The organism is Sphingomonas yabuuchiae (assembly GCF_001477495.1).
Lineage (GTDB): Bacteria > Pseudomonadota > Alphaproteobacteria > Sphingomonadales > Sphingomonadaceae > Sphingomonas > Sphingomonas yabuuchiae_A.
Window position 1 is genome coordinate 1 of record NZ_LDTF01000006.1, and the last position, 22,659, is coordinate 22,659.

Consider the following 22,659-nt stretch of genomic DNA (forward strand, 5'->3'; position numbering starts at 1 on the left):
AGACCCCGTTGCCCTCCCCCAGCCCCTCCCGCTTGCGGGAGGGGAGAGGCCGGAGGTTTGCCTTGGGAGTTACACCAAGCCGTCAACCCGAGACCAAAGCTGTAGATAGTGCACGCTGTATGCCCAGAGCACGCCCCTCCCGCAGGCGGGAGGGGATGGGGGAGGGAAAGCCACAGGAGATGCACTCTGCGAGGCGCCCTGCCCTCCCCCCGGCCCCCTCCCGCTTGCGGGAGGGGGTGAGTTTTGGAGAGCGCTGGATTACCCCGCCAAAGCCTTCTTCAGCAGGTCGTTCACCACCGCCGGGTTCGCCTTGCCGCCCATCGCCTTCATCGTCTGACCAACGAAGAAGCCGAACAACGCCTCCTTGCCCGCGCGATACTGGCCTAGCTGGTTCGGGTTCTTCTCCAGAACCTCGGCGATCACGGTCTCGATCGCGCCGGTGTCGCTGGTCTGCTTGAGGCTACGCTCCTCGACGATCTTGGACGGGCCGTCGCCCGTCTCCAGCATGATCTCGAACACCTGCTTGGAGAGACTCCCCGACAGCGTGCCGTCGGCGACCAACGCCAGCAGTTCGGCCGCCTGAGCAGGCGACACCGGGCTCTCGGTGATGTCCTTGCCCAGCCGGTTGAGCGCACCGAACAGTTCCGCCGCGACCCAGTTCGCCGCCTGGGCGGGCTTGGCGCTTGTGCCTTCCAACGCGTCGAGCAAGCCGTCGAACCAGCGCGCCGTCTCGACCTCGGCGGTCAGCACACCCGCATTATACGCGGTCAGGCCCAGCGCCTCGTACCGGCGACGCTTGGCGTCGGGCAGTTCGGGCAGGCTGGCACGACATTCGTCGAGGAAGGCGTCGGTCAGTTCCAGCGGCAGCAGGTCGGGATCGGGGAAGTAGCGGTAATCATGCGCATCCTCCTTGGACCGCATCGAGCGGGTGGTGCCGCTCTCGACGTTGAACAGGCGCGTTTCCTGGACGATCTTGCCACCGTCTTCCAGCACCGCGACCTGGCGCTTGGCCTCATATTCGATCGCGGCCATGACGAAGCGAACCGAGTTGACGTTCTTGGTCTCGGTACGCGTGCCGAACTCGTCGCCCGGCTTGCGAACCGACACGTTCACGTCGGCGCGCATCGAGCCTTCTTCCATATTGCCGTCGCACGACCCGACATAGCGCAGGATCGCCCGTAGCTTGCGGAGATAAGCCCCTGCTTCGGCCGGAGAACGCATGTCGGGGCGGCTGACGATCTCCATCAGCGCCACGCCTGAGCGGTTGAGGTCGACATAGGAGCGCGTCGGATGCTGATCGTGCATCAGCTTGCCCGCGTCCTGCTCGACATGGATACGCTCGACGCCGATCGACTTGGTCGGGCCGTCGGGGTTCTTCTCGTCCAGGCTGATCTCGATCGCGCCCTCGCCCACCAGCGGGTGGTAGAGCTGGCTGATCTGATAGCCCTGCGGCAGATCGGCGTAGAAGTAGTTCTTCCGGTCGAAGCGCGACCACTTATTGATCTGCGCGTCGATCGCCATGCCGGTGCGCACCGCCTGGCGGATGCACTCCATATTGGGCACGGGCAGCATGCCGGGCATCGCGGCGTCGACCAGAGACACCTGCGTATTGGGCTCCGCACCGAAGGCGGTGGCCGCGCCGGAGAACAGCTTGGCGTTGGTCGTGACCTGGGCATGGACTTCTAGGCCGATCACGACCTCCCATTCCCCGGTCGCGCCCTGGATGCGATATTCGCTCATGTTCGATCTCGATGATGAAGATAGTTGATCGCCGTCAGGACGGCGTTGCTGCCCAGCAGGGCGACGATCCAGCAGGTCGACAGGATGCGCAGCACGGCGGTCTCGAAACCGAGATTCCGCGCCTCCCGCAACCCGATATAGGCCGCGCCCGCGCCCAGCAGCAGGAACAGAATGCCCAGCCGCACCTCACCGCGCAGGATCACGCTGTTGCCCACGCACAGGCACAGGATGAAGCCCGCCACGCCCAGAAAGAAGCGCGCTAGCGTGTGATGGTCGAAGGGCTGGCTTTCCATATGGCTCAGCGACACGCCGACATAGGCGCTCAGGATCGCCCCGAACGCGACGTTCAGGGCGCCCTGCGCCTCCCGCAACACGGCGATGTTGCGGGCCGAAAAGGCTCGGTCGCTTACCACCAGGCCTGCGGACGGGCGGTAAAGCCCGCGCGCTGCTCGATGGCGAGACCGGCGTTCAGTACGCCCTGCTCGTCCAGCGGCTTGCCGATGATCTGAAGGCCGAGCGGCAGCCCGTCCTTGTCCAGACCGCCCGGCACCGACATGGCGGGGAGACCGGCCAGCGAGGCGGGCACCGTGAACACGTCGTTGAGGTACATGGCCAGCGGATCGGCCTGCTTCTCACCCAGCGCGAACGCCGCCGACGGCGCGGTCGGGGTCAGCAGCACGTCGCATCGCTCGAACGCCCGCTCGAAATCGCGGGCGATCAGCGTACGGACCTTCTGCGCCTGGGTGTAATAGGCATCGTAGAAGCCCGCCGACAGCACATAGGTGCCGATCAGGATACGACGCTTCACCTCGTCGCCGAACCCGGCGGCGCGGGTCGCGGCGTACATGTCCTGCAGGCCAGCCCCTTCGGGCAGGTCGCGGAGGCCATAACGCACGCCGTCATAGCGGGCGAGGTTGGACGACGCCTCGGCGGGCGCGATGATGTAGTACGCAGGCAGCGCGTACTTCGTGTGCGGCAGCGAGACCTCGACGATCTCCGCCCCCGCATCGCGCATCCAGTCGATGCCCTGCTGCCACAGCGCCTCGATCTCGGCGGGCATGCCGTCGACACGGTATTCCTTGGGCACGCCGACGCGCTTGCCCTTCAGGTCGGTCGACAGCGCGGCTTCCCAGTTGGGCACGTCCAGCTTCAGCGAGGTGGCGTCCTTGGCGTCGAAGCCCGCCATCGCCTCCAGCATGATCGCGCAGTCGCGCACGTCGCGCGCCATCGGCCCCGCCTGGTCGAGCGAGGAAGCGAAGGCGATCGTGCCCCAGCGCGAGCAGCGGCCATAGGTCGGCTTGATGCCCGAAATGCCGGTGAAGGCGGCGGGCTGACGGATCGAGCCGCCCGTGTCGGTCCCGGTCGCGCCCGGTGCCAGACCTGCCGACACCGCTGTCGACGACCCGCCCGACGACCCGCCGGGGGCGAGGGCTGCGGTGTCGTTCGGGCGACGCCAGGGCGAGATCACGTTGCCGAACGCGCTGGTCTCGTTGGACGAACCCATGGCGAACTGGTCGAGGTTCAGCTTGCCAAGCATGCCCGCGCCCGCATTCCACAGATTCTGTGAAACGGTGGACTCATAGGGCGGCACGAAGCCTTCGAGGATCTTGCTGGCGGCGGTGGTCGCGACGCCCTTGGTCGCGAACAGGTCCTTCATGCCGATCGGCACGCCTGCCAGCGGCTTCAGCGTTTCGCCAGCGGCCCGCGCCGCATCGGCCGCATCGGCGGCAGCGAGCGCATGCTCCGGGGTCTTGACCAAGAAGGCGTTGAGCGCGTCGGCACCCGCGATCTTCGCGTTGAAGGCCTCGGCGACTTCGCGCGCCTTGAACTGGCCGTCGCGCACGCCGTCGCGGATGGCGGCGATGCCGAGCGTGGTGAGATCAGTCATTATTCGATCACCTTGGGCACCGTGAAGAAGCCATGTTCGGCCTGCGGCGCATTCTGCATGAGGAGGTCACGGATGCCGCCGTCATTGACGACGTCGTCGCGCAGGCGAAGCTGGTTGGCGATCACCGCGGTCATCGGCTCGACCCCTTGGGTATCGACCTCGCCCAGCTGCTCGATCCAGCCCAGGATATTCCCCAGCTCGGGGGCGAGGCGCGTCGCGTCCTCCTCGGTGATCGCGATGCGGGCAAGGCTCGCGATCTTCTTCACGGTTGCGGTATCTACGGACATGGATTTGCGGCTAGCATCGCCGCGCGGCTTCGCGCAACGCTTTTGCCGCCTCGGCGATTGCAACGGGGGCAAGTCAGGCGTCATGGATAGCAATTGCGGGCCGCCCAATTTTGCTGCAACGCACAATGGAGTGAGGATTTGGCGCGCAAATTCCTGTATGTCGTGGCGGCACTCATCATGCTGACGATCGCCGCCGCCTTTGCCTATCGCCTGTTCGGCAACCAGCTGCTCCGCTGGTCGACGGTGCCGTCCGAGTCGTTCAAGGCCCAGGCGGCGCCCCCGGCCGACCTGTATGAGCGCAAGGTCCTGTGGCTGGCGCGACCCGACATCCCCGGCAATCCCGCCCTGTGGGTTCCGGCGGGCTATACGCCCGGCAAGCCCGGCACCGGGGCCGCCATCTTCTTCATCCACCCCACCTCGTACATCAACAAGTCGCACTGGAATGCGCAGATCGACGATGCGGACACGAATGCGCGCGCCGAACTGTTCCTGCGCGGACAGGCCAGCGCGTTCAATGCGGTGGGCGACATCTGGGCGCCCCGCTATCGACAGGCGACGTTCGGGGCGTTCCTGACCAGCGTCCAGGATGCCGAACGTGCGCTCGACCTGGCGTACCGGGACGTGGACGCCGCCTTCACCGCCTTTCTGGCGCAGGTCGATCCCAACCGTCCGCTGATCCTGGCGGGGCACAGCCAGGGCGCGCTGCACCTGTCGCGCCTGCTGACCGACCGGGTGGCGAAAAACCCCGCGCTCAAGCGGCGGATCGTCGCGGCCTATGTAGTGGGCTGGCCCATCTCGATGACCGCCGACCTGCCTGCCATGGGGCTGCCCGCCTGCGAGCGGGCCGATCAGACCGGCTGCATCCTGAGCTGGCAGAGCTTTGGCGAGCCCGCCGATCCGTCACTGATCCTCGACGTGTTCGACAAGACCAATGGCTATACCGGGGCACCGCGCAAGGACACGGCGATGCTGTGCACCAACCCGCTGACCGGCACGCCGGACGTCGCGGCGCCCGCGACCGCCAATCTGGGCACGCTCTATCCGTCCGCCGACCTGAAGACCGCCGCGATCACGGCGGGCAAGGTTCCCGCCAAGTGCGAGGGGCGCGGCATCCTGACCATCGGCGAAGGGCCGAATGTCGGCCCCTACGTGCTGCCGGGCAACAATTACCATGTCTATGACTATAGCCTGTTCTGGGCGAATGTCCGCGCCGATGCGGAGCGCCGTTTGAAAGCCTTTCGATGAGCCTGATCACCACCGACCGCACCGAATTCCGCAACGCCCTCCCCTCGGGCGGGCGGCTGATCGGGCTGGATGTCGGCACCAAGACCGTGGGCACCGCGCTGTGCGACGCGGGATGGAGCTTCGCCAGCCCCGCCACCCTCATCCGCCGGACCAAGTTCACCAAGGACAAGGAACAGCTGATCGCGATGATCGCGCAACAGGGTGTGCAGGGGCTGGTCATCGGCCTGCCGCTCAATCTCGACGGCAGCGAGAGCCCGCGCTCGCAATCGACCCGTGCCTTTGCCCGCAACTGCGCCGATCTGGGCCCCATATTGCTGTGGGACGAACGCTGGTCGACGGTGGCGGTCGAGCGGACGATGATCGAGCAGGATATGAGCCGCGCCAAGCGGGCGGAGCGGATCGATAATCTCGCCGCCGCGCACATCCTTCAGGCGGCGATCGACGCGCTGGTGATGGCCTGACCGCAAACCCCATCGACTGACCGCAAAACGATCATTTCCCGGCCAAATGTCATATATCGGTCTCCAACCAGTCGCCGACCCGTCACTCAAGCCCCCTAGCTGCGCCGCTTCCTACGAAGCCTTTGGGGGGCCCAGCCGTGCAGCGTTTTTCCACTCTGTCCCGTTCGATGCTGATGATCGGCGCCGCCGTCATCGCCATGCCCGCCCGGGCGCAGCAGCAGGCCGATACGGCGTCGCCCGAGGCCGCGACCAATGGCGACCAGATCGTCGTGACCGCGACCCGCACCACGCGCTCCTCGGTCGAGCTGGGCGCGGCGGAGATCCAGAAGGTGCTGCCCGGCGCGAACCCGGTGAAGGCGATCCAGACGCTGCCCGGCGTGCAGTTCGAGACGGCCGACCCCTGGGGCAATAACGAGCAGAATATCGCGCTGTTCGTCCATGGCTTCAACCAGAACCAGCTGGGCTTCACGCTCGACGGTGTGCCGCTGGGCGACCAGTCCTATGGCAATTACAACGGCCTCAGCCCGCAGCGCGCGGTCATCTCCGAGAATGTCGCGCGCGTCCGCCTGACCGCCGGGGCCGCCGATCTGGGCACCGCCTCGGCCAGCAATCTGGGCGGCGGGATCGAGACCTATTCGAGCGATCCGGCCGCGACCATGGGCATCCGCTTCGCCCAAACGCTGGGCAGCTACGACGCCAGCCGCACCTTCCTGCGCATCGACAGCGGCGAGGTCGAGGGGCTGGGAGGCACCAACAGCGGTTATCTCTCGGTCGTCCGGCAAAAGGCGCGCGCCTGGGAATTCAACGCCCGCCAGGGCGGGTGGCAGGGCAATGCCAAGTTCGTCCACAAGGGCGAGAACGGCACGCTGACCGGCTATTTCAACATTTCGGACAAGGCCGAGCCCAACCAGGATTCGGTCGCGCACAATGCGGGCGGCCTGGAGCCCTATTACCGTTCGCTGCTCTATCCGAACTGGCAGGCCGCGCTCGCCTATGTCGACGCGAACGGCGCACCGCCATCGAACAACCCCAACAACTACATGAACTATTTCGGCGACGCCCAGCGCACCGACTATCTGGGCTATATCAAGTACGAACACCGCTTCGGCGACGCCGTGACCTGGGCCAACCAGGTCTATTATCATCATGACGAGGGCCAGGGGCAGATCACCGGCCCGATCGCGGCGGCGGGCCTGCCGGGCCTGTTCCGCATATATTATCCCGGTCAGAATCTGAAGCAGGTGTTCGGCGGCTCGGGCTATGCGTTGCGCACCACCGAATATGGCATCGATCGCAAAGGCGCGATCTCGACGCTGGCGATCCGTGCGGGCGACCATGAGATCGAGCTGGGCGGCTGGTACGAGCATAACCGCAACACGATCTTTCGCCGCTGGTATGCGGCCCCCATCGACAACCCGCCCTCGCCCTATGAATGGGCCGATCCGTCGCTTCGCCGCCTGACCCAATATGCCGCGATCACCAAATACGACCTGATCCAGACGCATATCCAGGATCGCTGGCATGTCACCCCGACCGTGACGGTCGAGGCAGGCTTCAAGTCCAGCCTGCAATTCGCCGATGGCCGCGTACCGACCCAGCCCCTGCCCGGCGCGCTGCCCGGCACCTCGACCGGCTATCCCGAAGGACGGCTGAACACGAAGAAATGGTTCCTGCCCGCCGTCGGCGCGATCTGGGACATCACGACCAACGACCAGCTGTTCGGCCATGTCCAGAAGAATGTCCGCCAGTTCCAGGCCTCGGTCGCGGCGGGCCTGTCGCCCTTTGCGGTCGGCAGCCAGCAGGCGTTCGAGCAGATCAAGGCGAACACCTCGCCCGAAACCTCCTGGACCTATGAAGCAGGCCTGCGCTCGCACCACGCGCTCGACCTCGGCCCGCTGACCGCGATCGAGGCGCAGGTCAGCGCCTATCATGTTGATTTCGACAACCGCCTGCTCCAGATCAGCGCGACGCCGGTCATCGCCTCGGTCATCGGCGGCGTCTCGATCCTGCAGAATGTGGGACGCGTCCGCACCAACGGCGTCGATGCGGCGGCGACCCTGCGCTTCGGCCCGCATCTGTCGATCTATAATGCGCTGTCGTATAACAGCTCGAAATACCGCGACAATTATATCAGCGGCACCACCACCATCGCGACGGCGGGCAAATATGTGCCCAATACCGCCCGCTGGCTGAACAAGACGGTCGTGTCGATCAATGACGGCCCGTTCGAAATCCAGGCGATCGGCGACTATGTCGGCCCGCGCTTCGCCACCTACACCAACGACCAAGGCATTGGCGGGCGCTATCTGTTGAACCTGCAAGCGGGCTACAGCCTGCCGCAGATCGACGGGTTCGGCGTCAAGGACCTGAAGCTGTCGGTCAACGTCACCAACGTGACCAACCGCAAGGGCATTTACGAACTGGTCGTCGGAGCCGCGTCCAAGACCTGGAACAGCTATGCCCAGCCGCCGCGCATGGGCTTCATCACCCTGTCGGGCGCGTTCTAAAGCGAACGGTCCCGCCCCGGCCCCGGATTATCGGGGCCGGGGCCAACTGCCGGCTTGCCCATCGCCTCGCTGCTCGCTACCCGGCGGCTTTAATGCAGACCTCGGATCATCGCCCCGGCACGCTCATTCAGGGTGGCGCCGTTTTCCCGCACCGGCATCTGACCGGAATCGACGGCCTTCAACCGCATGAGATCATGTTCCTGCTCGACGAGGCGGAACACTGGCTCGATCGCGGCGCGACCGACACGCCCGACACGCGGCTGGCGGGCCTGACCCAGATCAACGCGTTCTTCGAGAACTCGACCCGGACGTTGTTGTCCTTCGAGATCGCGGGCAAGCGGCTGGGCGCGGACGTGGTCAACATGCACGCCGCCCAGTCGAGCGTGAAGAAGGGTGAGACGCTGATCGACACGGCGATGACGCTGAACGCGATGCGCGCCGACGTCATCGTGATCCGCCACATGGCGAGCGGGGCGGTTCGCCTGATCGCCGACAAGGTCGACTGCCCCGTCCTGAATGCAGGCGACGGACGGCACGAGCATCCGACCCAGGCTCTGCTGGACATGCTGACCATCCGCCGCCGCCGCGGCAGCGTGGCGGGGCAGAAGGTCGTGATCTGCGGCGACATATTGCACAGCCGGGTCGCACGCTCGGACATTCTCGCCCTCACCGCGCTGGCGGCCGAGGTGCGGGTCTGCGCGCCCTCGACGCTGATGCCCAAGGGGATCGAGCGGATGTTCGTCACCCCCTTCACCGATTTCGATGAAGCGATCGAGGATGCCGATGTCGTCATGATGCTGCGCGTCCAGAACGAGCGGATGGCGGGCGGCTATATCCCCTCCACGCGTGAATACCGGATGCGCTACGGCCTGACCGCCGAACGCCTGAAGCGCGCCAAGCCCGGTGCGCTGGTCATGCACCCCGGTCCGATGAACCGGGGGGTCGAGATCGACTCGGAAGTAGCCGACGGCCCGCAATCGGCGATCACCGAGCAGGTGGCGATGGGTGTCGCGGTGCGCATGGCATGCCTGGACGTCCTCACTCGCCGAGCCCGCAAGCTGGAGGGTTGGGCATGAGCGTCACCGCCTTCACTAACGCCGTGCTGGTCTGCCCGATCGGTGGCGAAATTCGTGACCGGACGTTGCTGGTCGAGGATGGCGTCGTCACCGGCATGGGCGATGCGCCGGAGGGCGCGACGGTCGTCGACTGCGGCGGCAAGCTGCTCGCCCCCGGCATCGTCGATCTGGGCGTGTTCAAGGTCGACCGCGCCGCCTGCCGCGCGGGCGGCATCGTGCGCATCGGCCTGATGCCCGACCAGTCGCCGGTGCTCGACGACCCCGGCGTGGTGCAGCGCGCCGCGCTGATCGGGCGGCCGGATTTATGGATTCACCCCATCGCGGCAGCGACTCGCTCGCTGGCGGGGACCGACCTGGCCGAGATGGCGGTCTGCGTCTCGGCGGGTGCGAAGGCGGTCGGCACGGGGCGCAGCTGGATCGCTGATTCGGGCGTGATGCACCGGGTGCTCGCTTATGCGGGCGACCTCGGGTTGACCGTCATTTCCCATGCCGAGGATGGTGGCCTCGCCGCCGATGCCGTCGCGACCGAGGGCGAGACGGCCAGCCGCCTGGGCCTGCCCTCGGCCCCCGCCATCGCCGAAGCGCTCGCCATTGCGCGCGACCTGATGCTGGCCGAGGAAACGGGCGCGAAGCTGCATATCCGGCAGGTGACGACCGCTTCGGGCTTCGACCTGATCCGCGCGGCCAAGCGGCGCGGGGTCAAGGTGACGTGCGGCATCACGCCCGCGCATCTCCACCTGTCCGACATCGCGGTCACCGATTTCCGCACCTATGCCCGGCTTTCGCCGCCCTTGCGCGACGAGAGTGACCGGCAGGCGGCGCTGGCGGCGGTCGCGGACGGCACGGTCGACGTGATCGGATCGGGCCATGACCCGCACGGACCGGAGTCCAAGCGCCTGCCCTTCGTCGATGCCGAGGCGGGCATGGCGGGGGCGGAGACGCTGCTGCCGCTGGCGCTGATGCTGGTGCGCGACGAGCGCATCACCCTGCCGCGCCTGTTCGCGCTGCTGGCCAGCAATCCGGCCAGGGTGCTGGGGCTCGACACCGGCACCCTGGAGCCGGGCAAGCCCGCCGACCTGATGCTGTTCGATGCCGACAAGCCCTGGATGGTGTCGGGCGATGCGCTCGCCTCGGCGGGAAATACGCCGTTCGACGGCTTCCCCGTGCAGGGCCGCGCGCTGCGGTTATGGAAGGCCGGGCGGGAAATTCTCTGAAAACTCCTCTCCCATCTCTTGATGGGGCGGAATCAAAAAGCCCTCCCCGAGACGTCTCGGGGAGGGCTTTTTGTGGAACCCATATCGGTTCAGCCGCGACGCGGACCGCGCGGGCCGCCCTGGGTGGGGCGAGGCGAGTAACGGCGCGGACCGCCGGGGCCGCCGGCGGGGCGGCCGCCCATCGGACGGTTGCCGCCCGGACCACCACGACGCGCACCGCCATGGCCCGAACCACCGGCGGGGGGGCCATCGGCCTGCTCGATCGCGATATCGTCCTCGGCATGATCCGCCTCGGTCCGCTTCAGCGCGGCGATGAAGCGCGAGGCCAGTGCCGACGGGATTTCGAACAGCGTCTCGTTCGGCTGGATGCGGATCGCGCCGATCTCGTTGCGGGTGATGTGCCCGCGACGGCAGATCAGCGGCAGCAGCCAGCGCGGATCGGCATTCTGGCTGCGGCCGACGCTCATGCGGAACCAGGCGGTGTCGTCGAACCCTTCGCGACGCTCGCGCGGGGCCGGACCGTCGCCCTCGATCAGTTCCTCGGCCTGGGGCAGCGCGGCGCGGTGCGCGCGGACCAGGGCGGCGGCGATGTCCTCGGGCGACTTTTCGGCGAGCAGTCGGGTGGCCAGCTCACGATCGCCCTCGTCGACCTCGACCGGTGCCAGCAGCGCGGCGAGCAGACGCTCGCGATCCTGTGCGCGGATTTCCTCCAGGGTCGGCGCACGGCGCCATTCGGCATCGATGCGTGCACCGCGCAGCATGCCCTCGACCCGGCGACGGCGGGGATAGGGAACGATGAGGATCGCGGTGCCCTTGCGGCCCGCGCGGCCGGTGCGGCCCGAACGATGCTGCAACGCCTCGGCATCGCGGGGGATTTCGACGTGGATGACCAGCGTCAGGCCCGGAAGATCGATACCGCGCGCCGCCACGTCGGTCGCGACGCAGACGCGGGCGCGGCCGTCACGCAGCGCCTGGAGCGCATGGTTACGCTCGTTCTGCGAATGCTCGCCCGACAGCGCCACCGCCGAAAAGCCGCGCTCGACCAGGCTGGAATGGAGATGGCGGACATTGTCGCGGGTCGCACAGAACAGGATGGCGACCTCGGCCTCGTGCAGGCGCAGCAGGTTGACCACCGCCGCCTCGATATCGGCCGGGGCGACCGTCACCGCCTGATAGGCGATGTCGGCATGGCCCTTGTCCTCGCTGATCGTCTCGATCCGCTTGGCATTGTGCTGATACCGCTTGGCGAGCTGCACGATCGGACGCGGCATGGTCGCCGAGAACAGCAGCGTGCGGCGCTCGGACGGCGTGCCGTCGAGGATCTGCTCCAGATCCTCGCGGAAACCCATGTCGAGCATCTCGTCGGCTTCGTCGAGGACAACGAACTTCAGCGACGACAGGTCGAGCGCGCCGCGCTCCAGATGGTCGCGCAGACGGCCCGGCGTGCCGACGACGATGTGCGTGCCATGGCTGAGCGCCCGACGCTCGCGCGAAGCGTCCATGCCGCCGACGCAGGTAGCGATGCGCGCACGGGCCCCGGCATAGAGCCATTCCAGCTCGCGGCTGACCTGCAGCGCCAGTTCGCGCGTCGGCGCGATGACCAGCGCCATCGGCGCGCCCGGCTGGGGCAAATGATCGCCACCGTTCAGCAGTTCGCTCGCCATGGCGAGACCGAAGGCGACGGTCTTGCCCGAACCTGTCTGGGCGGACACGATCAGGTCGCGGCCCTGGGCGTCATCCTCGATGACGGCGGCCTGTACAGGGGTCGGCGCGGTATAGCCACGCGCGGAAAGGGCAGCCGACAGGACCGGCGGCAGAGCAGAAAAAGGCATGGGGACTCCAACAGAAAAAGGAGCGCGTACCGCCGAACCAAGGGACCCATCCCTCTCGGTTGGCGGATACACCCATGCGGCACGGGTGATTGTTTGCGTTCCGTGAAAGCGTGGCCCTTTACACCAATTGGCGAGAAACTCAAGCCGTGCTTGCGGTGAAGCGAACGGCCCGTCATGGAGCCGCGCCATGACCCTGTGTGTTGATCCCCGATGAGTGTCGCCTTTCGCCGCGAATCCGATGAGGAACATCTCGAACCCAAATTCGAGCTGCCGATTCCACCCGGCCCCAATCTCGTCACGCCGCGTGGGCTGGAACTGACCCGCGCGAAAGTGGCGGAGGTCGAAGCGGCCGTCGCCGCCGCGACCGACGAGGAGGATCGCACCCGGCTCCAGCGCGAGCTGCGCTATTGGAACACCCGCGCCGCCACCGCCGAACTGGCGCCCGCTCCCGCCGAGGACGAAGTGGGGATCGGCAGCATGGTGACGATCCGACTGAACGGCCAGACCAAGACGCTGACCATCGTCGGCCATGACGAGGCCGACCCGGCGCATGACCGCATCGCCTATGCCGCGCCGCTGGCGCGCGCGCTGATGGGTGCGATGGCGGGGGAAACGGTGGCGTTCGGGGGGAAAGCGGATGCGGTCGAGGTGGTGGAGATCGAGTAGGCCCACTCCTCCTTCTTCTGCACCCCCTCCCGCAGGCGGGAGGGGACCGAGGGGAGGGCAAGGGGTCTCACCGAGGCCATCGCTCGCGGCCCTGCCCTCCCCCATCCCCTCCCGTAAACGGGAGGGGCGTGCCAACCGGCTACCGTAAGCGCTATCTCTAGCGCCCGATCCCTTCTAAACCCCGCCTATGCAACACTATGACGCGATCATCCTCGGCGCGGGCGCGGCGGGGCTTATGGCTGCCGCCACCGCCGGGCAGCGGGGGCGGCGGGTGCTGGTCGTCGACCATGCCGATGCGCCGGGCAAAAAGATCCTGATTTCGGGCGGCGGGCGGTGCAACTTCACCAATATCGGCACCGTGCCCGAGCGCTTCCTGTCGGCGAACCCGCATTTCGCCAAGTCCGCGCTGGGCCGCTATACGCCCACCGACTTTCTCGAACTGGTCGAGGCGCATGGCATCGCCTGGCATGAAAAGACGCTGGGCCAGCTCTTCTGCGACGGCTCGGCGCGGCAGATCGTGGCGATGCTGCTCGACGAATGCGACCGGGCGGCGCGATCCGGCGGCGTGGTCGACATGGCGCTGGGCCAGCCGGTCGAGGCGGTCGCGCATGACGGCGCGCAGTTCCGCGTCACGCGCGGCGGTAAGCCCCTCACCGCCCCCCGCCTGATCGTCGCGACCGGCGGGCCGAGCATCCCGAAGATGGGGGCGACCGGCTATGCCTATGATCTCGCCCGCCAGTTCGGGCTGAAGGTGGTCGAGCCGCGCCCTGCCCTCGTCCCCCTGACGCTGGGTGGTGAGGAGACGCTATTCCGCTCGCTTTCGGGCGTCGCGTCGGAGGTCGTCGCGCGCGCGGGCAAGACCCGCTTCCGCGAGGCGGCGCTGTTCACCCATCGCGGCCTGTCCGGTCCGGCGATCCTGCAAGTGTCGTCCTATTGGCGGCATGGCGAGGCCATCGGCATCGACTTCCTGCCCGACTGCGCGCCCGACTGGCTCGTCACGCTGAAGCGCAGCGCCCCGCGCACCAGCCCGCGCCGCGCGCTCGGCCAGCATCTGCCCGACCGGCTGGCCGAGACGCTGGCGGAACGGCTCGTCCTCCCGGCCGAACTGGGCGCGGCGACCGACAAGCTGCTGGCGGCGGCACAGGGACGGCTCGCCGACTGGACCTTCCACCCCAATGGCAGCGAAGGCTATGCCAAGGCCGAGGTGACGGTCGGCGGTGTCTCCACCGCCGGGCTGTCGTCACGGACGATGGAGGCCAAGACGGTGCCGGGGCTGCACTTCGTCGGCGAGGCGGTGGACGTCACCGGTTGGCTGGGCGGCTACAACTTCCAATGGGCCTGGGCGAGCGGCCGCGCGGCGGGCGAGGCGGTTTGATTTGGAAACTCACGGAACGCGAGTTTCGGCGGCACCGCCCCACTGCACGTTTTCAAAAAATCGCTCAGAGCGAGGCGATGCCGATCCCCGGCCGCGCCCACTGCGCCCTTTGATCGTCGGCCTGACGCCGGACAAAGCAGGCGCCCCCCGCCGCGCGATAGCGCTGGCATAGCTGGTCGGCATCGGCGCGGCTGAGCCCACCGACCGACAGGCGATAAAGCTGCTCGCCCGACAGGCGCACCGTGCCGCTCTGCGGCGCATAGCCCGACAGGCCGTCGAAGCGACGGGTGAGCTGGTCCCACGCCTTTTGCGCGCCGTCCGCCTTGCCGAAGGCACCGATCTGGACGTTCCAATCGCCGCGACGCTGCGCGACGACGCGCCGTTCCTCGGCCCGGCGGAGAAGGGCGGGTGCGGTCACGGGGCCTGCCGCGAGACGCTGGACGCTGCGCTGGGGTTCACCATCTTGACGTGTCAGCAACAGGCTCGACGGCGATGAGCGCGCGGCCGTGACGGGCAGCGACTGGACGATTTCCTGCTGCGCGGCAAAGACGGTCCGCGCCGCCGCCGGTTCAGCGGCGGCGGGTGCCGGCTCCGCGACGACCGGCTGGGGCAGCGCCTGAACCATGTCCTGCACGACTGCCGCCGAGGGGGCGGCGTTCAGCGCCAGCATGATCGGCTGGCCGGTATCGACCGACGGCTTCACGCCCAGCAGGGAGGAGACCATATCGGCCGGGCTGGCATGGGCGAAGTCCGCCCATTCGCGCATCCGCCCCTCGACATCCGCCGGGGCCATGTCCGCCGACGCCGCCATACGGGCCATATCCCACTGCCCCGACAGCGCCAGCGCCAGCGCAAGATTCTGCCGCGCCTTGACGCTCGCCCCCGGTTCCCGCGTGGCGGCGGTCAGCAAGCGGACGCCCTCGCCCGGTGCTCCGGCCAGCGCCAGCGCCAGCCCCAGATCGGCGGCCGGAATGGCGGCGGCATGCCGGTCGAGCAGCGCCTGCGCTCCCGCCCCATTGCCGCCCGCGATCATCGCCAGCGCCAGGTTCAGCGCGGCGCGACCATCCGCCGGATCGAGCTGCAAGGCATCGGTAAAGGCCTGCCGCGCCGAGGCGAAACGCCCCGCCTGAAGATAGCTCTGCCCCAAAAGCGAACGATAGCCCGCATCCTTGGGTTCGGCCGCCACCAGCCGCTCGGCCAGCGCCACCGCCGCATCCCCATCGCGCTGCGCCAGCACCCGGCGGGTCTGCTCGGCAAGCGCGGTGGTCGCCCGCGCCGGGCTGGCCTGCGCGTTCAAGCGCGCGGTGTGCGGGCCGGTCGCGGTGCAGCCTCCCAGAATCAACACGCCGACGCTGCAGGACAGGAGAGTGCGGAACGTGGTCATCTTGGTCATCCGGTTCAGCCCTGGGGGAAGGCGGTCGATACGCCAGGCGCATGACCCGTTTCCCCGATCGGCCGCCACGCTACGCCCCCAGCCTATAAGGAACGGTTAACCCCTTCATTGAGCGCTTTACCCTTGCCCGGCAGCGCGGCATGGATGGCGTGCAACAAGGGCGGAAGGACGAAGGATAATGCGCAGATTCCCGATCGGCGGCATGGTCGCGCCTGCCGCTCTTCTCGCGGCCTTTCTTGCGGCGACGCCCGCGCTGGCGGTGCCCGATGTGAAGGCCGGGGTCGATGCTTGGGCGCAGGGCGATTATCGCAAGGCGGTCGAGGAATGGCGCGGTCCCGCCGTGGCGGGCGATGCCGATGCGCAGTTTAACCTGGCCCAGGCCTATAAGCTGGGTCGCGGCGTTCCGCTCGACCCCGCGCTCGCCGAAAGCTGGTTCCGCAAGGCCGCCGTCCAGGGCCATGTCCAGGCCGCCGACAATTACGGCCTCGCGCTGTTCCAGGGGGGCAAGAAGGCCGAGGCCGCGCCCTGGCTGGAAAAGTCCGTCGCGCATGGCGAGCCGCGCGCGCAACTGGTGCTGGGCACGATGCTGTTCAATGGTGATGGCGTGCCCCGCGACTATCCGCGCGCCTATGCGCTGATGACGCTGGCGTCGCAGGCGGGTCTGCAGGCCGCGTCGCAGACGCTGGCGCAGATGGATCAGTATATCACCCCGCCCGACCGCCAGCATGGCGTCGAACTGGCCCAGCAATATCGTGCCCGGCTGGCCGCCCTGCCCGCCCCCGCCGACAGCGGGCCGAAGCGGGTGACGGTGGGTAACGAACCGGCACCGGCCAAGCCAGCCGAAACGCCGGGCCGCGCCACGGTACAGACCCGCCCGGTGGTGCAACCGGTGCCGGTCACGCCGTCGCGCCCGGCGACGTCCGGCTATGGCGCGAGCTATCCGGCATCCGGCACGCCCGCGAGCCGGACGACACCGGTCCGTGAGGAAGCATCCGACCTGATCGACCAGCGCAAGGCCATTGCATCGCCGCCCGCGCCGCGTCCCGCCAGGTCGACACCGGCTCGCGCGACCAGCGGGCCCTGGCGTATCCAGCTCGGCGCATTCCGCGATCGCGGCAATGCCGATGCGCTCTGGCAGCGGGTGCGCGGACGCCTGAACGGTGCGCAGCCCTATTTCGTAACGGCAGGCGGCGTCACCCGGCTTCAGGCGGGCGGCTTCGCCAGTCGCGCTGCCGCGCAAGCCGCATGCGGTCGCTCCGGCCAGTCCTGCGTGGTGGTCGCGCCGTAAGGCCAAGGCCTCCGCCAGTTCCGGGGGCCTGGTCGCAAAGACCGACCACACCCTCAATCGAACCACCCCGGCGAAGGCCGGGGTCCAGTTTCGGCCCGATCGGATGGAAGGGCTGACGCTGGGCAACTGGATCCCGGCCTCCGCCGGGATGGTGCCCAGAAAGTCTCGAAGCCCGCCGCTTCCAACGGGATAAGGGAAGCCTCGGGCGACCGTTAACCGACCACCCACTCCGCGCTCGGAATGCCCTGCGCATAAAGCAGCGCGGTCAGGTCGCCATGGTCGATCCGCGCCGCCGCCGCGCCCGCGACGATCGGCTTGGCGCGATAGGCGACGCCCAGGCCCGCCCGGCGGATCATCGCCAGGTCGTTGGCCCCGTCGCCCACCGCCATGCTCTCCGCCGCACCGATGCCCAGTTCGTCGAGTGCGGCGAGCAGCGTCTTCTCCTTGGTGTCCGACCCGACGATGGGCTTGCGCACCGTGCCGGTCAGCTTGCCGTGCGCAATCTCGAGGTAGTTGGCGATGGCGCGGTCGAAACCGATCTCGGCCGCGACCGGCTCGGCGAAGCGGGTGAAGCCGCCCGACACCAAGATGGCGTGGCCGCCCCGCGCTTTCATCGTCCGGACCAGCGCGCGAGCCCCCGCCATCAGTTTGACCCGCTCGGCCAGGCATTGTTCGATGACGCTTTCGTCCAACCCTTCGAGCAGGGCAACGCGGGCATCGAGTGCGGCCGCGAAGTCCAGTTCGCCGCGCATGGCACGCTCCGTCACCTCGGCGACCTGCTCCTTGATCCCGGCATAATCGGCCAGTTCGTCGATACACTCGACGGTGATCATGGTCGAATCCATGTCGGCGACCAGAAGCCGCTTTTCGCGATGCGCGGCGGGCTGCACGACGATGTCGGTCGCCTCGAACCGGCCCTCCAGCGCCTCGCGCGCCGCCAGCGGATCGCCGGTGAAGTCCAGATCGGCGGCGAGCCCCGTGTCGATCCAGCGCGTCGCCGCGACGGTGCAGCCCGCCGCCGTCAGTTTCTCCTGCGCGCTCGACAAATCCGCATCGGCCAGTTGGCCCTTGGCTGCTATCAGCGTGGCGATGAACATGGCGAACTCCTCTGACCGACCCAGGGTCGCGCTCATCGCAGGGCCGACCGCCAGCGGCAAGTCCGCATTGGCGCTCGATCTCGCGAAGGCAACCGGCGGCACGATCATCAATGCCGATTCGGCGCAGGTGTACCGGGACCTCTCGATCCTGACCGCCCGCCCCTCGCGCGAAGAAGAAGCGCAGGCCCCGCATCGGCTGTTCGGCCATGTCGACGGCGCGGACACCGGCTATTCGGCGGCGCGCTGGGCCGCCGAGGCCCGCGCGGCGATCGAGGAAAGCGTGGCGACGGGATCGCTGCCCATCCTGGTCGGAGGCACCGGCCTTTATATGCGCACCCTGCTCGACGGCATCGCACCGGTGCCCGAAATCAAGCCCACCATCCGCGCCGAAGTCCGCGCCCTGCCTGTTTCCGAAGCGCATGCCGCCCTGTCGCGCGAAGACCCGCAGGCCGCCGCCCGGCTCAACCCCGCCGACACCACCCGCGTCGCCCGCGCGTTGGAGGTGGTGCGCTCGACCGGCCGTCCGCTGCACGAATGGCAAGCGCATAAGGAAGGCGGCATCGGCGACCGCATCGCCTTGTCCCCCGTGATCCTGCTCCCCGACCGGGACTGGTTGAACACGCGCATCGACCGGCGTTTCGGCCAGATGCTGGACGAAGGTCTGGACGAAGCCGCCGCGCTGCTCGCCCGCCCAGACCTGCCCGCCGACGCCCCCATCCGCCGCGCGATCGGCGTGCCCGAGGCCGCCGCGTTGCTGGCGGGCACCATGACCCGCACCGAGGCAGAGGCGGCGGGCGCGCTCGCGACAAGACGTTACGCCAAAAGGCAATTTACCTGGTTCCGTCACCAGCCCGGCCCCGGCTGGATCGCGATTTCCAACACCGCGCCCGATGTGCGACGCAACATAATAGAAACTTTATTGCGCAATTGACGGTTGACGCGCACTTTTTAAACTTGTAGCCGCGCCATTCCCGACACGCCCCGTCAGTGGGCACGGACGCAGAAGGACGAAGACGATGACCGAGAAAAGCGGAGCCGATATCCTGGTCGAGGCGCTGTGCGATCTCGGCGTGGAGGTCGTCTTCGGCTATCCGGGTGGTGCGGTGCTGCCGATCTATGACGCCATGTTCCGATCGAAGCGCATCCGCCACATTCTGGTCCGCCACGAACAGGCGGCGACCCATGCGGCGGAGGGCTATGCCCGCTCGACCGGCAAGCCCGGCGTGGTGCTCGTCACCTCCGGCCCCGGTGCGACCAATGCCGTCACCGGCATCACCGACGCGCTGCTCGATTCGATCCCGATGGTGGTCATCACCGGCCAGGTGCCGACCGCGCTGATCGGCACCGACGCGTTCCAGGAAGCCGATACGGTCGGCATCACGCGCCACTGCTCCAAGCATAATTATCTGGTGAAGGACCCCGCGCGCCTGGGCGAGGTGGTGCACGAGGCGTTCCATATCGCGACCTCGGGCCGCCCCGGTCCGGTCGTGATCGACATTCCTAAGGACGTGCAGGTCGCCACGGCCCGCTATCAGAAGCCCGGCCCGATCCGTCACAAGACCTATCGCCCGCAGGTGAAGGCCGACCAGAGCCAGATCGAGCAGCTGGTCGACATGCTGGCGGCCGCCGAACGCCCGATCCTCTATACCGGCGGCGGCATCATCAATTCGGGTCCGGCCGCGTCGCAGCTGCTGCGCGAACTGGCCCGCATCACCGGCGCGCCCGTCACCTCGACCCTGATGGGTCTGGGCGCCTTCCCGGCCAGCGACCCGCAATGGCTAGGCATGCTGGGCATGCACGGCACCTATGAAGCCAATATGGCGATGAACCAGGCCGATCTGGTGGTCGCGCTGGGCAGCCGGTTCGACGACCGCGTGACGGGCCGTCTCGACGCGTTCAGCCCGAACAGCCGCAAGGTTCATGTCGATATCGACCGGTCGAGCGTGAACAAGAACGTGCGCGTCGACCTGGCGATCATCGCCGATGTCGGCCATGCGCTGGAGGATGCGGTGCGCATCTGGAAGTCGCGCCAGCATCCCAAGCCCGACACGACCGAGTGGCAGCGCCGCATCGCGGGCTGGCGCGCGGTCGGTTGCCTCTCCTTCCCGGAGAATGGCGACGCGATCATGCCGCAGCGGGCGATCCGCGCGCTGTACGAGGCGACAAAGGCGCGCCAGCCGATCATCACGACCGAGGTGGGCCAGCACCAGATGTGGGCCGCGCAGCATTTCGGCTTCGAGAAGCCCAACAAGTGGCTGACGTCCGGCGGTCTCGGCACCATGGGTTACGGCCTGCCCGCCGCGATCGGCGCGCAGCTGGGCAATCCGGGTGCGCTGGTGATCGACATCGCCGGGGAAGCCTCGATCCAGATGAACATCCAGGAGCTGGCGACGGCGACGCAATATCGCCTGCCGGTCAAGATCTTCATCCTGAACAACGAATATATGGGCATGGTCCGCCAATGGCAGGAACTGACCTATGAGAGCCGCTATGCCGAAAGCTATTCGGACTCGCTGCCCGATTTCGTGAAGCTGGGTGAGGCTTACGGGTGGAAGGGCATATTGATCGAGCATCGCGATCAGCTGGAGGACGGCATCGCCGCGATGCTGGACCATGACGGGCCGGTGATCGTCGACTGCCGCGTGGCCAAGCTCGCCAACTGCTTCCCGATGATCCCGAGCGGCGCGGCCCATACCGACATGATCCTGCAGGCCAATGAGGTATCGGGCACCATGGACGACGAGGCCAAGGCGCTGGTGTAACTCTTAGCTCCTCCCCGCCCGCGGGGAGGGGGACCGTGACGCGAAGCGGCACGGTGGAGGGGGATCGCCGCTTGATACAGCATTGGTGGAGAGCCCCCTCCACCACTCGCTGCGCGAGCGGTCCCCCTCCCCGTACCGGGGAGGAATTTTGGAATGCACATCAAGACCGAACAGGTGGAACGCCACACGCTGGCGGTGATCGTCGACAACGAACCGGGTATCCTCGCCCGGATCGCGGGGCTGTTCACCGCGCGCGGCTACAATATCGAAAGCCTGACCGTGTCGGAGATCACTGCCGACAAGGCCGTCAGCCGCATCACCATCGTCACCAGCGCCTCGCCGCCGGTGATGGAGCAGATCATCGCCCAGCTCGACCGGCTGGTCCCCGTCCACAAGGTCACCGACCTGACCGTGCTGGGCGACCATGTCGAGCGCGAGCTGGCGCTGGTGAAGGTGTCGGGCACCGGCGACCGCCGGATCGAGGCGCTGCGCCTGGCCGAGGTCTACCGCGCCCGCGTGGTCGACGCGACCATCTCCAGCTTCGTGTTCGAGGTGACCGGCGGCATCGCCAAGATCGACAAGTTCGTCGAACTGATGGGCGAGGTCGGCCTGATCGAGGTCGCCCGCACCGGTATCGCCGCCATCTCGCGCGGGGCCGAGGCGGCCTGAGCCCGGAAGTTTCCAGACTATCATGAGGCCCGACGGGGCCCGCCTATTTCGAAAGGGAAGTTGAAATGCGTGTGTATTACGATCGCGACGCCGATCTGAACCTGATCACCGACAAGAACATCGCCATCCTGGGTTACGGGTCGCAGGGCCATGCCCATGCGCAGAACCTGCGCGATTCGGGCGTCAAGAATGTCGCGATCGCGCTGCGCCCCGGTTCGGCCTCGGCCGCCAAGGCGGAAGCAGCGGGCTTCAAGGTCCTGTCGAATAAGGAAGCGGCCGCCTGGGCCGATATCCTGATGATCCTGGCCCCCGACGAGCATCAGGCCGCGATCTATGATGCCGACCTGAAGGGCAACATGAAGCCCGGCGCCGCGCTCGCCTTTGCGCACGGCCTGAACGTGCATTTCGGCCTGATCGAGCCGCCCGCGGACATCGACGTCATCATGATCGCGCCCAAGGGCCCCGGCCATACCGTGCGCAGCGAATATGTGCGCGGCGGCGGCGTGCCCTGCCTGATCGCGATCCATCAGGACGCCAGCGGCAATGCGCATGACGTGGCACTGGCCTATGCGAGCGGTGTCGGCGGCGGTCGCTCGGGCATCATCGAGACCAATTTCCGCGAAGAGTGCGAGACCGACCTGTTCGGCGAGCAGGCCGTGCTGTGCGGCGGCGCGACCGCGCTGGTCCAGGCGGGCTTCGAGACGCTGGTCGAGGCGGGCTATGCCCCCGAAATGGCCTATTTTGAGTGCCTCCACGAGCTGAAGCTGATCGTCGACCTGATGTATGAGGGCGGCATCGCCAACATGCGCTACTCGATCTCGAACACCGCCGAATATGGCGACATCAAGACCGGTCCGCGCATCATTACCGAAGAGACCAAGAAGGAAATGAAGCGCGTCCTGGCCGACATCCAGTCTGGCCGCTTCGTGAAGGACTTCGTCCTCGACAACCGCGCCGGCCAGCCCGAACTGAAGGCCAGCCGCATCGCCGCCAAGCGCCATCCGATCGAACAGGTCGGCAGCGAACTGCGCGCAATGATGCCGTGGATCGGCGCGAACAAGCTGGTGGACAAGGCGAAGAACTGATTGTCGCCGGGAGGGCTCGGTGAGACACCTTGCCCTCCCCCATCCCCTCCCGCCTGCGGGAGGGGCGTGCCAAG

The 22,659-nt window shown here is 67.6% G+C and carries 19 protein-coding genes; 12 read left to right on the forward strand and 7 right to left on the reverse strand.

Going from position 1 to position 22,659, the window contains the following annotated elements; all coding sequences use genetic code 11:
* Window positions 1-258: 258 nt before the first annotated feature.
* The 4 genes from gatB to gatC are packed head-to-tail and all read right to left on the reverse strand — an operon-like array spanning window position 259 to window position 3,915.
* Entirely contained in the window at window positions 259-1,740 is a 1,482-nt protein-coding gene (gene gatB / locus NS355_RS01190; RefSeq protein WP_058743991.1) for an Asp-tRNA(Asn)/Glu-tRNA(Gln) amidotransferase subunit GatB, read from the reverse strand.
* Window positions 1,737-2,153, reverse strand: coding sequence for a hypothetical protein (locus tag NS355_RS01195; RefSeq protein WP_209445003.1), 417 nt, complete (start codon window positions 2,151-2,153; stop codon window positions 1,737-1,739). The genes gatB and NS355_RS01195 overlap by 4 nt, the downstream gene beginning before the upstream one ends.
* Complete coding sequence (gatA, locus tag NS355_RS01200; protein ID WP_058743993.1) at window positions 2,147-3,628, reverse strand: Asp-tRNA(Asn)/Glu-tRNA(Gln) amidotransferase subunit GatA; 1,482 nt, start codon at window positions 3,626-3,628, stop codon at window positions 2,147-2,149. Before gatA ends, NS355_RS01195 begins: the two co-directional genes overlap by 7 nt.
* On the reverse strand, window positions 3,628-3,915 hold the full coding sequence (gatC, locus tag NS355_RS01205; protein WP_058743994.1) for an Asp-tRNA(Asn)/Glu-tRNA(Gln) amidotransferase subunit GatC: 288 nt from the start codon (window positions 3,913-3,915) through the stop codon (window positions 3,628-3,630). Before gatC ends, gatA begins: the two co-directional genes overlap by 1 nt.
* Window positions 3,916-4,053: 138 nt before the next feature.
* Here gatC and NS355_RS01210 point away from each other — a divergent pair, with 138 nt between their 5' ends.
* The 5 genes from NS355_RS01210 (at window position 4,054) to NS355_RS01230 (ending at window position 10,418) form a co-directional block, all read left to right on the forward strand.
* Window positions 4,054-5,160 carry a DUF3089 domain-containing protein gene (locus tag NS355_RS01210; RefSeq protein ID WP_058743995.1) on the forward strand — a complete coding sequence of 369 codons (1,107 nt, stop codon included), beginning with the start codon at window positions 4,054-4,056 and terminating at the stop codon, window positions 5,158-5,160.
* A complete protein-coding gene (gene ruvX / locus NS355_RS01215) occupies window positions 5,157-5,621 on the forward strand; it encodes a Holliday junction resolvase RuvX (RefSeq protein WP_167345377.1) in 465 nt (154 codons plus the stop codon). Before NS355_RS01210 ends, ruvX begins: the two co-directional genes overlap by 4 nt.
* 137 nt (window positions 5,622-5,758) lie before the next feature.
* Window positions 5,759-8,128, forward strand: coding sequence for a TonB-dependent receptor (locus NS355_RS01220; RefSeq protein WP_244489509.1), 2,370 nt, complete (start codon window positions 5,759-5,761; stop codon window positions 8,126-8,128).
* A gap of 92 nt (window positions 8,129-8,220) precedes the next feature.
* Window positions 8,221-9,204 carry an aspartate carbamoyltransferase catalytic subunit gene (locus NS355_RS01225; RefSeq protein WP_007405051.1) on the forward strand — a complete coding sequence of 328 codons (984 nt, stop codon included), beginning with the start codon at window positions 8,221-8,223 and terminating at the stop codon, window positions 9,202-9,204.
* Window positions 9,201-10,418 carry a dihydroorotase gene (locus NS355_RS01230; RefSeq protein ID WP_058743996.1) on the forward strand — a complete coding sequence of 406 codons (1,218 nt, stop codon included), beginning with the start codon at window positions 9,201-9,203 and terminating at the stop codon, window positions 10,416-10,418. Before NS355_RS01225 ends, NS355_RS01230 begins: the two co-directional genes overlap by 4 nt.
* An 89-nt stretch (window positions 10,419-10,507) precedes the next feature.
* On the opposite strand, the gene NS355_RS01235 is transcribed toward NS355_RS01230, so the two are convergent.
* Complete coding sequence (locus NS355_RS01235; RefSeq protein WP_058743997.1) at window positions 10,508-12,250, reverse strand: DEAD/DEAH box helicase; 1,743 nt, start codon at window positions 12,248-12,250, stop codon at window positions 10,508-10,510.
* A gap of 210 nt (window positions 12,251-12,460) precedes the next feature.
* Here NS355_RS01235 and NS355_RS01240 point away from each other — a divergent pair, with 210 nt between their 5' ends.
* Both NS355_RS01240 and NS355_RS01245 read left to right on the forward strand, forming a co-directional pair.
* A complete protein-coding gene (locus NS355_RS01240; RefSeq protein WP_058743998.1) occupies window positions 12,461-12,916 on the forward strand; it encodes a GreA/GreB family elongation factor in 456 nt (151 codons plus the stop codon).
* Between the two features lie 187 nt (window positions 12,917-13,103).
* Window positions 13,104-14,291, forward strand: coding sequence for an NAD(P)/FAD-dependent oxidoreductase (locus tag NS355_RS01245; RefSeq protein WP_058743999.1), 1,188 nt, complete (start codon window positions 13,104-13,106; stop codon window positions 14,289-14,291).
* Between the two features lie 64 nt (window positions 14,292-14,355).
* Here NS355_RS01245 and NS355_RS01250 read toward each other — a convergent pair whose 3' ends face one another.
* Window positions 14,356-15,684 (reverse strand): tetratricopeptide repeat protein, encoded by a 1,329-nt coding sequence (locus NS355_RS01250; RefSeq protein WP_058744000.1) that lies wholly within the window; start codon window positions 15,682-15,684, stop codon window positions 14,356-14,358.
* Window positions 15,685-15,862: 178 nt separating this feature from the next.
* On the opposite strand from NS355_RS01250, the gene NS355_RS01255 reads away from it, so the two are divergent.
* On the forward strand, window positions 15,863-16,972 hold the full coding sequence (locus tag NS355_RS01255) for an SPOR domain-containing protein (RefSeq protein WP_058744001.1): 1,110 nt from the start codon (window positions 15,863-15,865) through the stop codon (window positions 16,970-16,972).
* Between the two features lie 212 nt (window positions 16,973-17,184).
* Here NS355_RS01255 and serB read toward each other — a convergent pair whose 3' ends face one another.
* The gene (serB, locus tag NS355_RS01260) at window positions 17,185-18,069 is read right to left on the reverse strand and encodes a phosphoserine phosphatase SerB (RefSeq protein WP_058744002.1); all 885 of its coding nucleotides are present in this window, start codon (window positions 18,067-18,069) and stop codon (window positions 17,185-17,187) included.
* Here serB and miaA point away from each other — a divergent pair.
* From miaA to ilvC, 4 genes are all read left to right on the forward strand, one after another.
* Window positions 18,068-19,000, forward strand: coding sequence for a tRNA (adenosine(37)-N6)-dimethylallyltransferase MiaA (miaA, locus tag NS355_RS01265; RefSeq protein WP_058744003.1), 933 nt, complete (start codon window positions 18,068-18,070; stop codon window positions 18,998-19,000). The two genes, serB and miaA, sit on opposite strands and share 2 nt — an antisense overlap.
* An 85-nt stretch (window positions 19,001-19,085) precedes the next feature.
* Window positions 19,086-20,831 (forward strand): acetolactate synthase 3 large subunit, encoded by a 1,746-nt coding sequence (locus NS355_RS01270; RefSeq protein ID WP_058744004.1) that lies wholly within the window; start codon window positions 19,086-19,088, stop codon window positions 20,829-20,831.
* Between the two features lie 153 nt (window positions 20,832-20,984).
* A complete protein-coding gene (gene ilvN, locus NS355_RS01275) occupies window positions 20,985-21,500 on the forward strand; it encodes an acetolactate synthase small subunit (RefSeq protein WP_058744005.1) in 516 nt (171 codons plus the stop codon).
* A 65-nt stretch (window positions 21,501-21,565) separates the two neighbouring features.
* Window positions 21,566-22,585 carry a ketol-acid reductoisomerase gene (gene ilvC / locus NS355_RS01280; protein WP_058744006.1) on the forward strand — a complete coding sequence of 340 codons (1,020 nt, stop codon included), beginning with the start codon at window positions 21,566-21,568 and terminating at the stop codon, window positions 22,583-22,585.
* The last annotated feature ends 74 nt before the right edge of the window (window positions 22,586-22,659 follow it).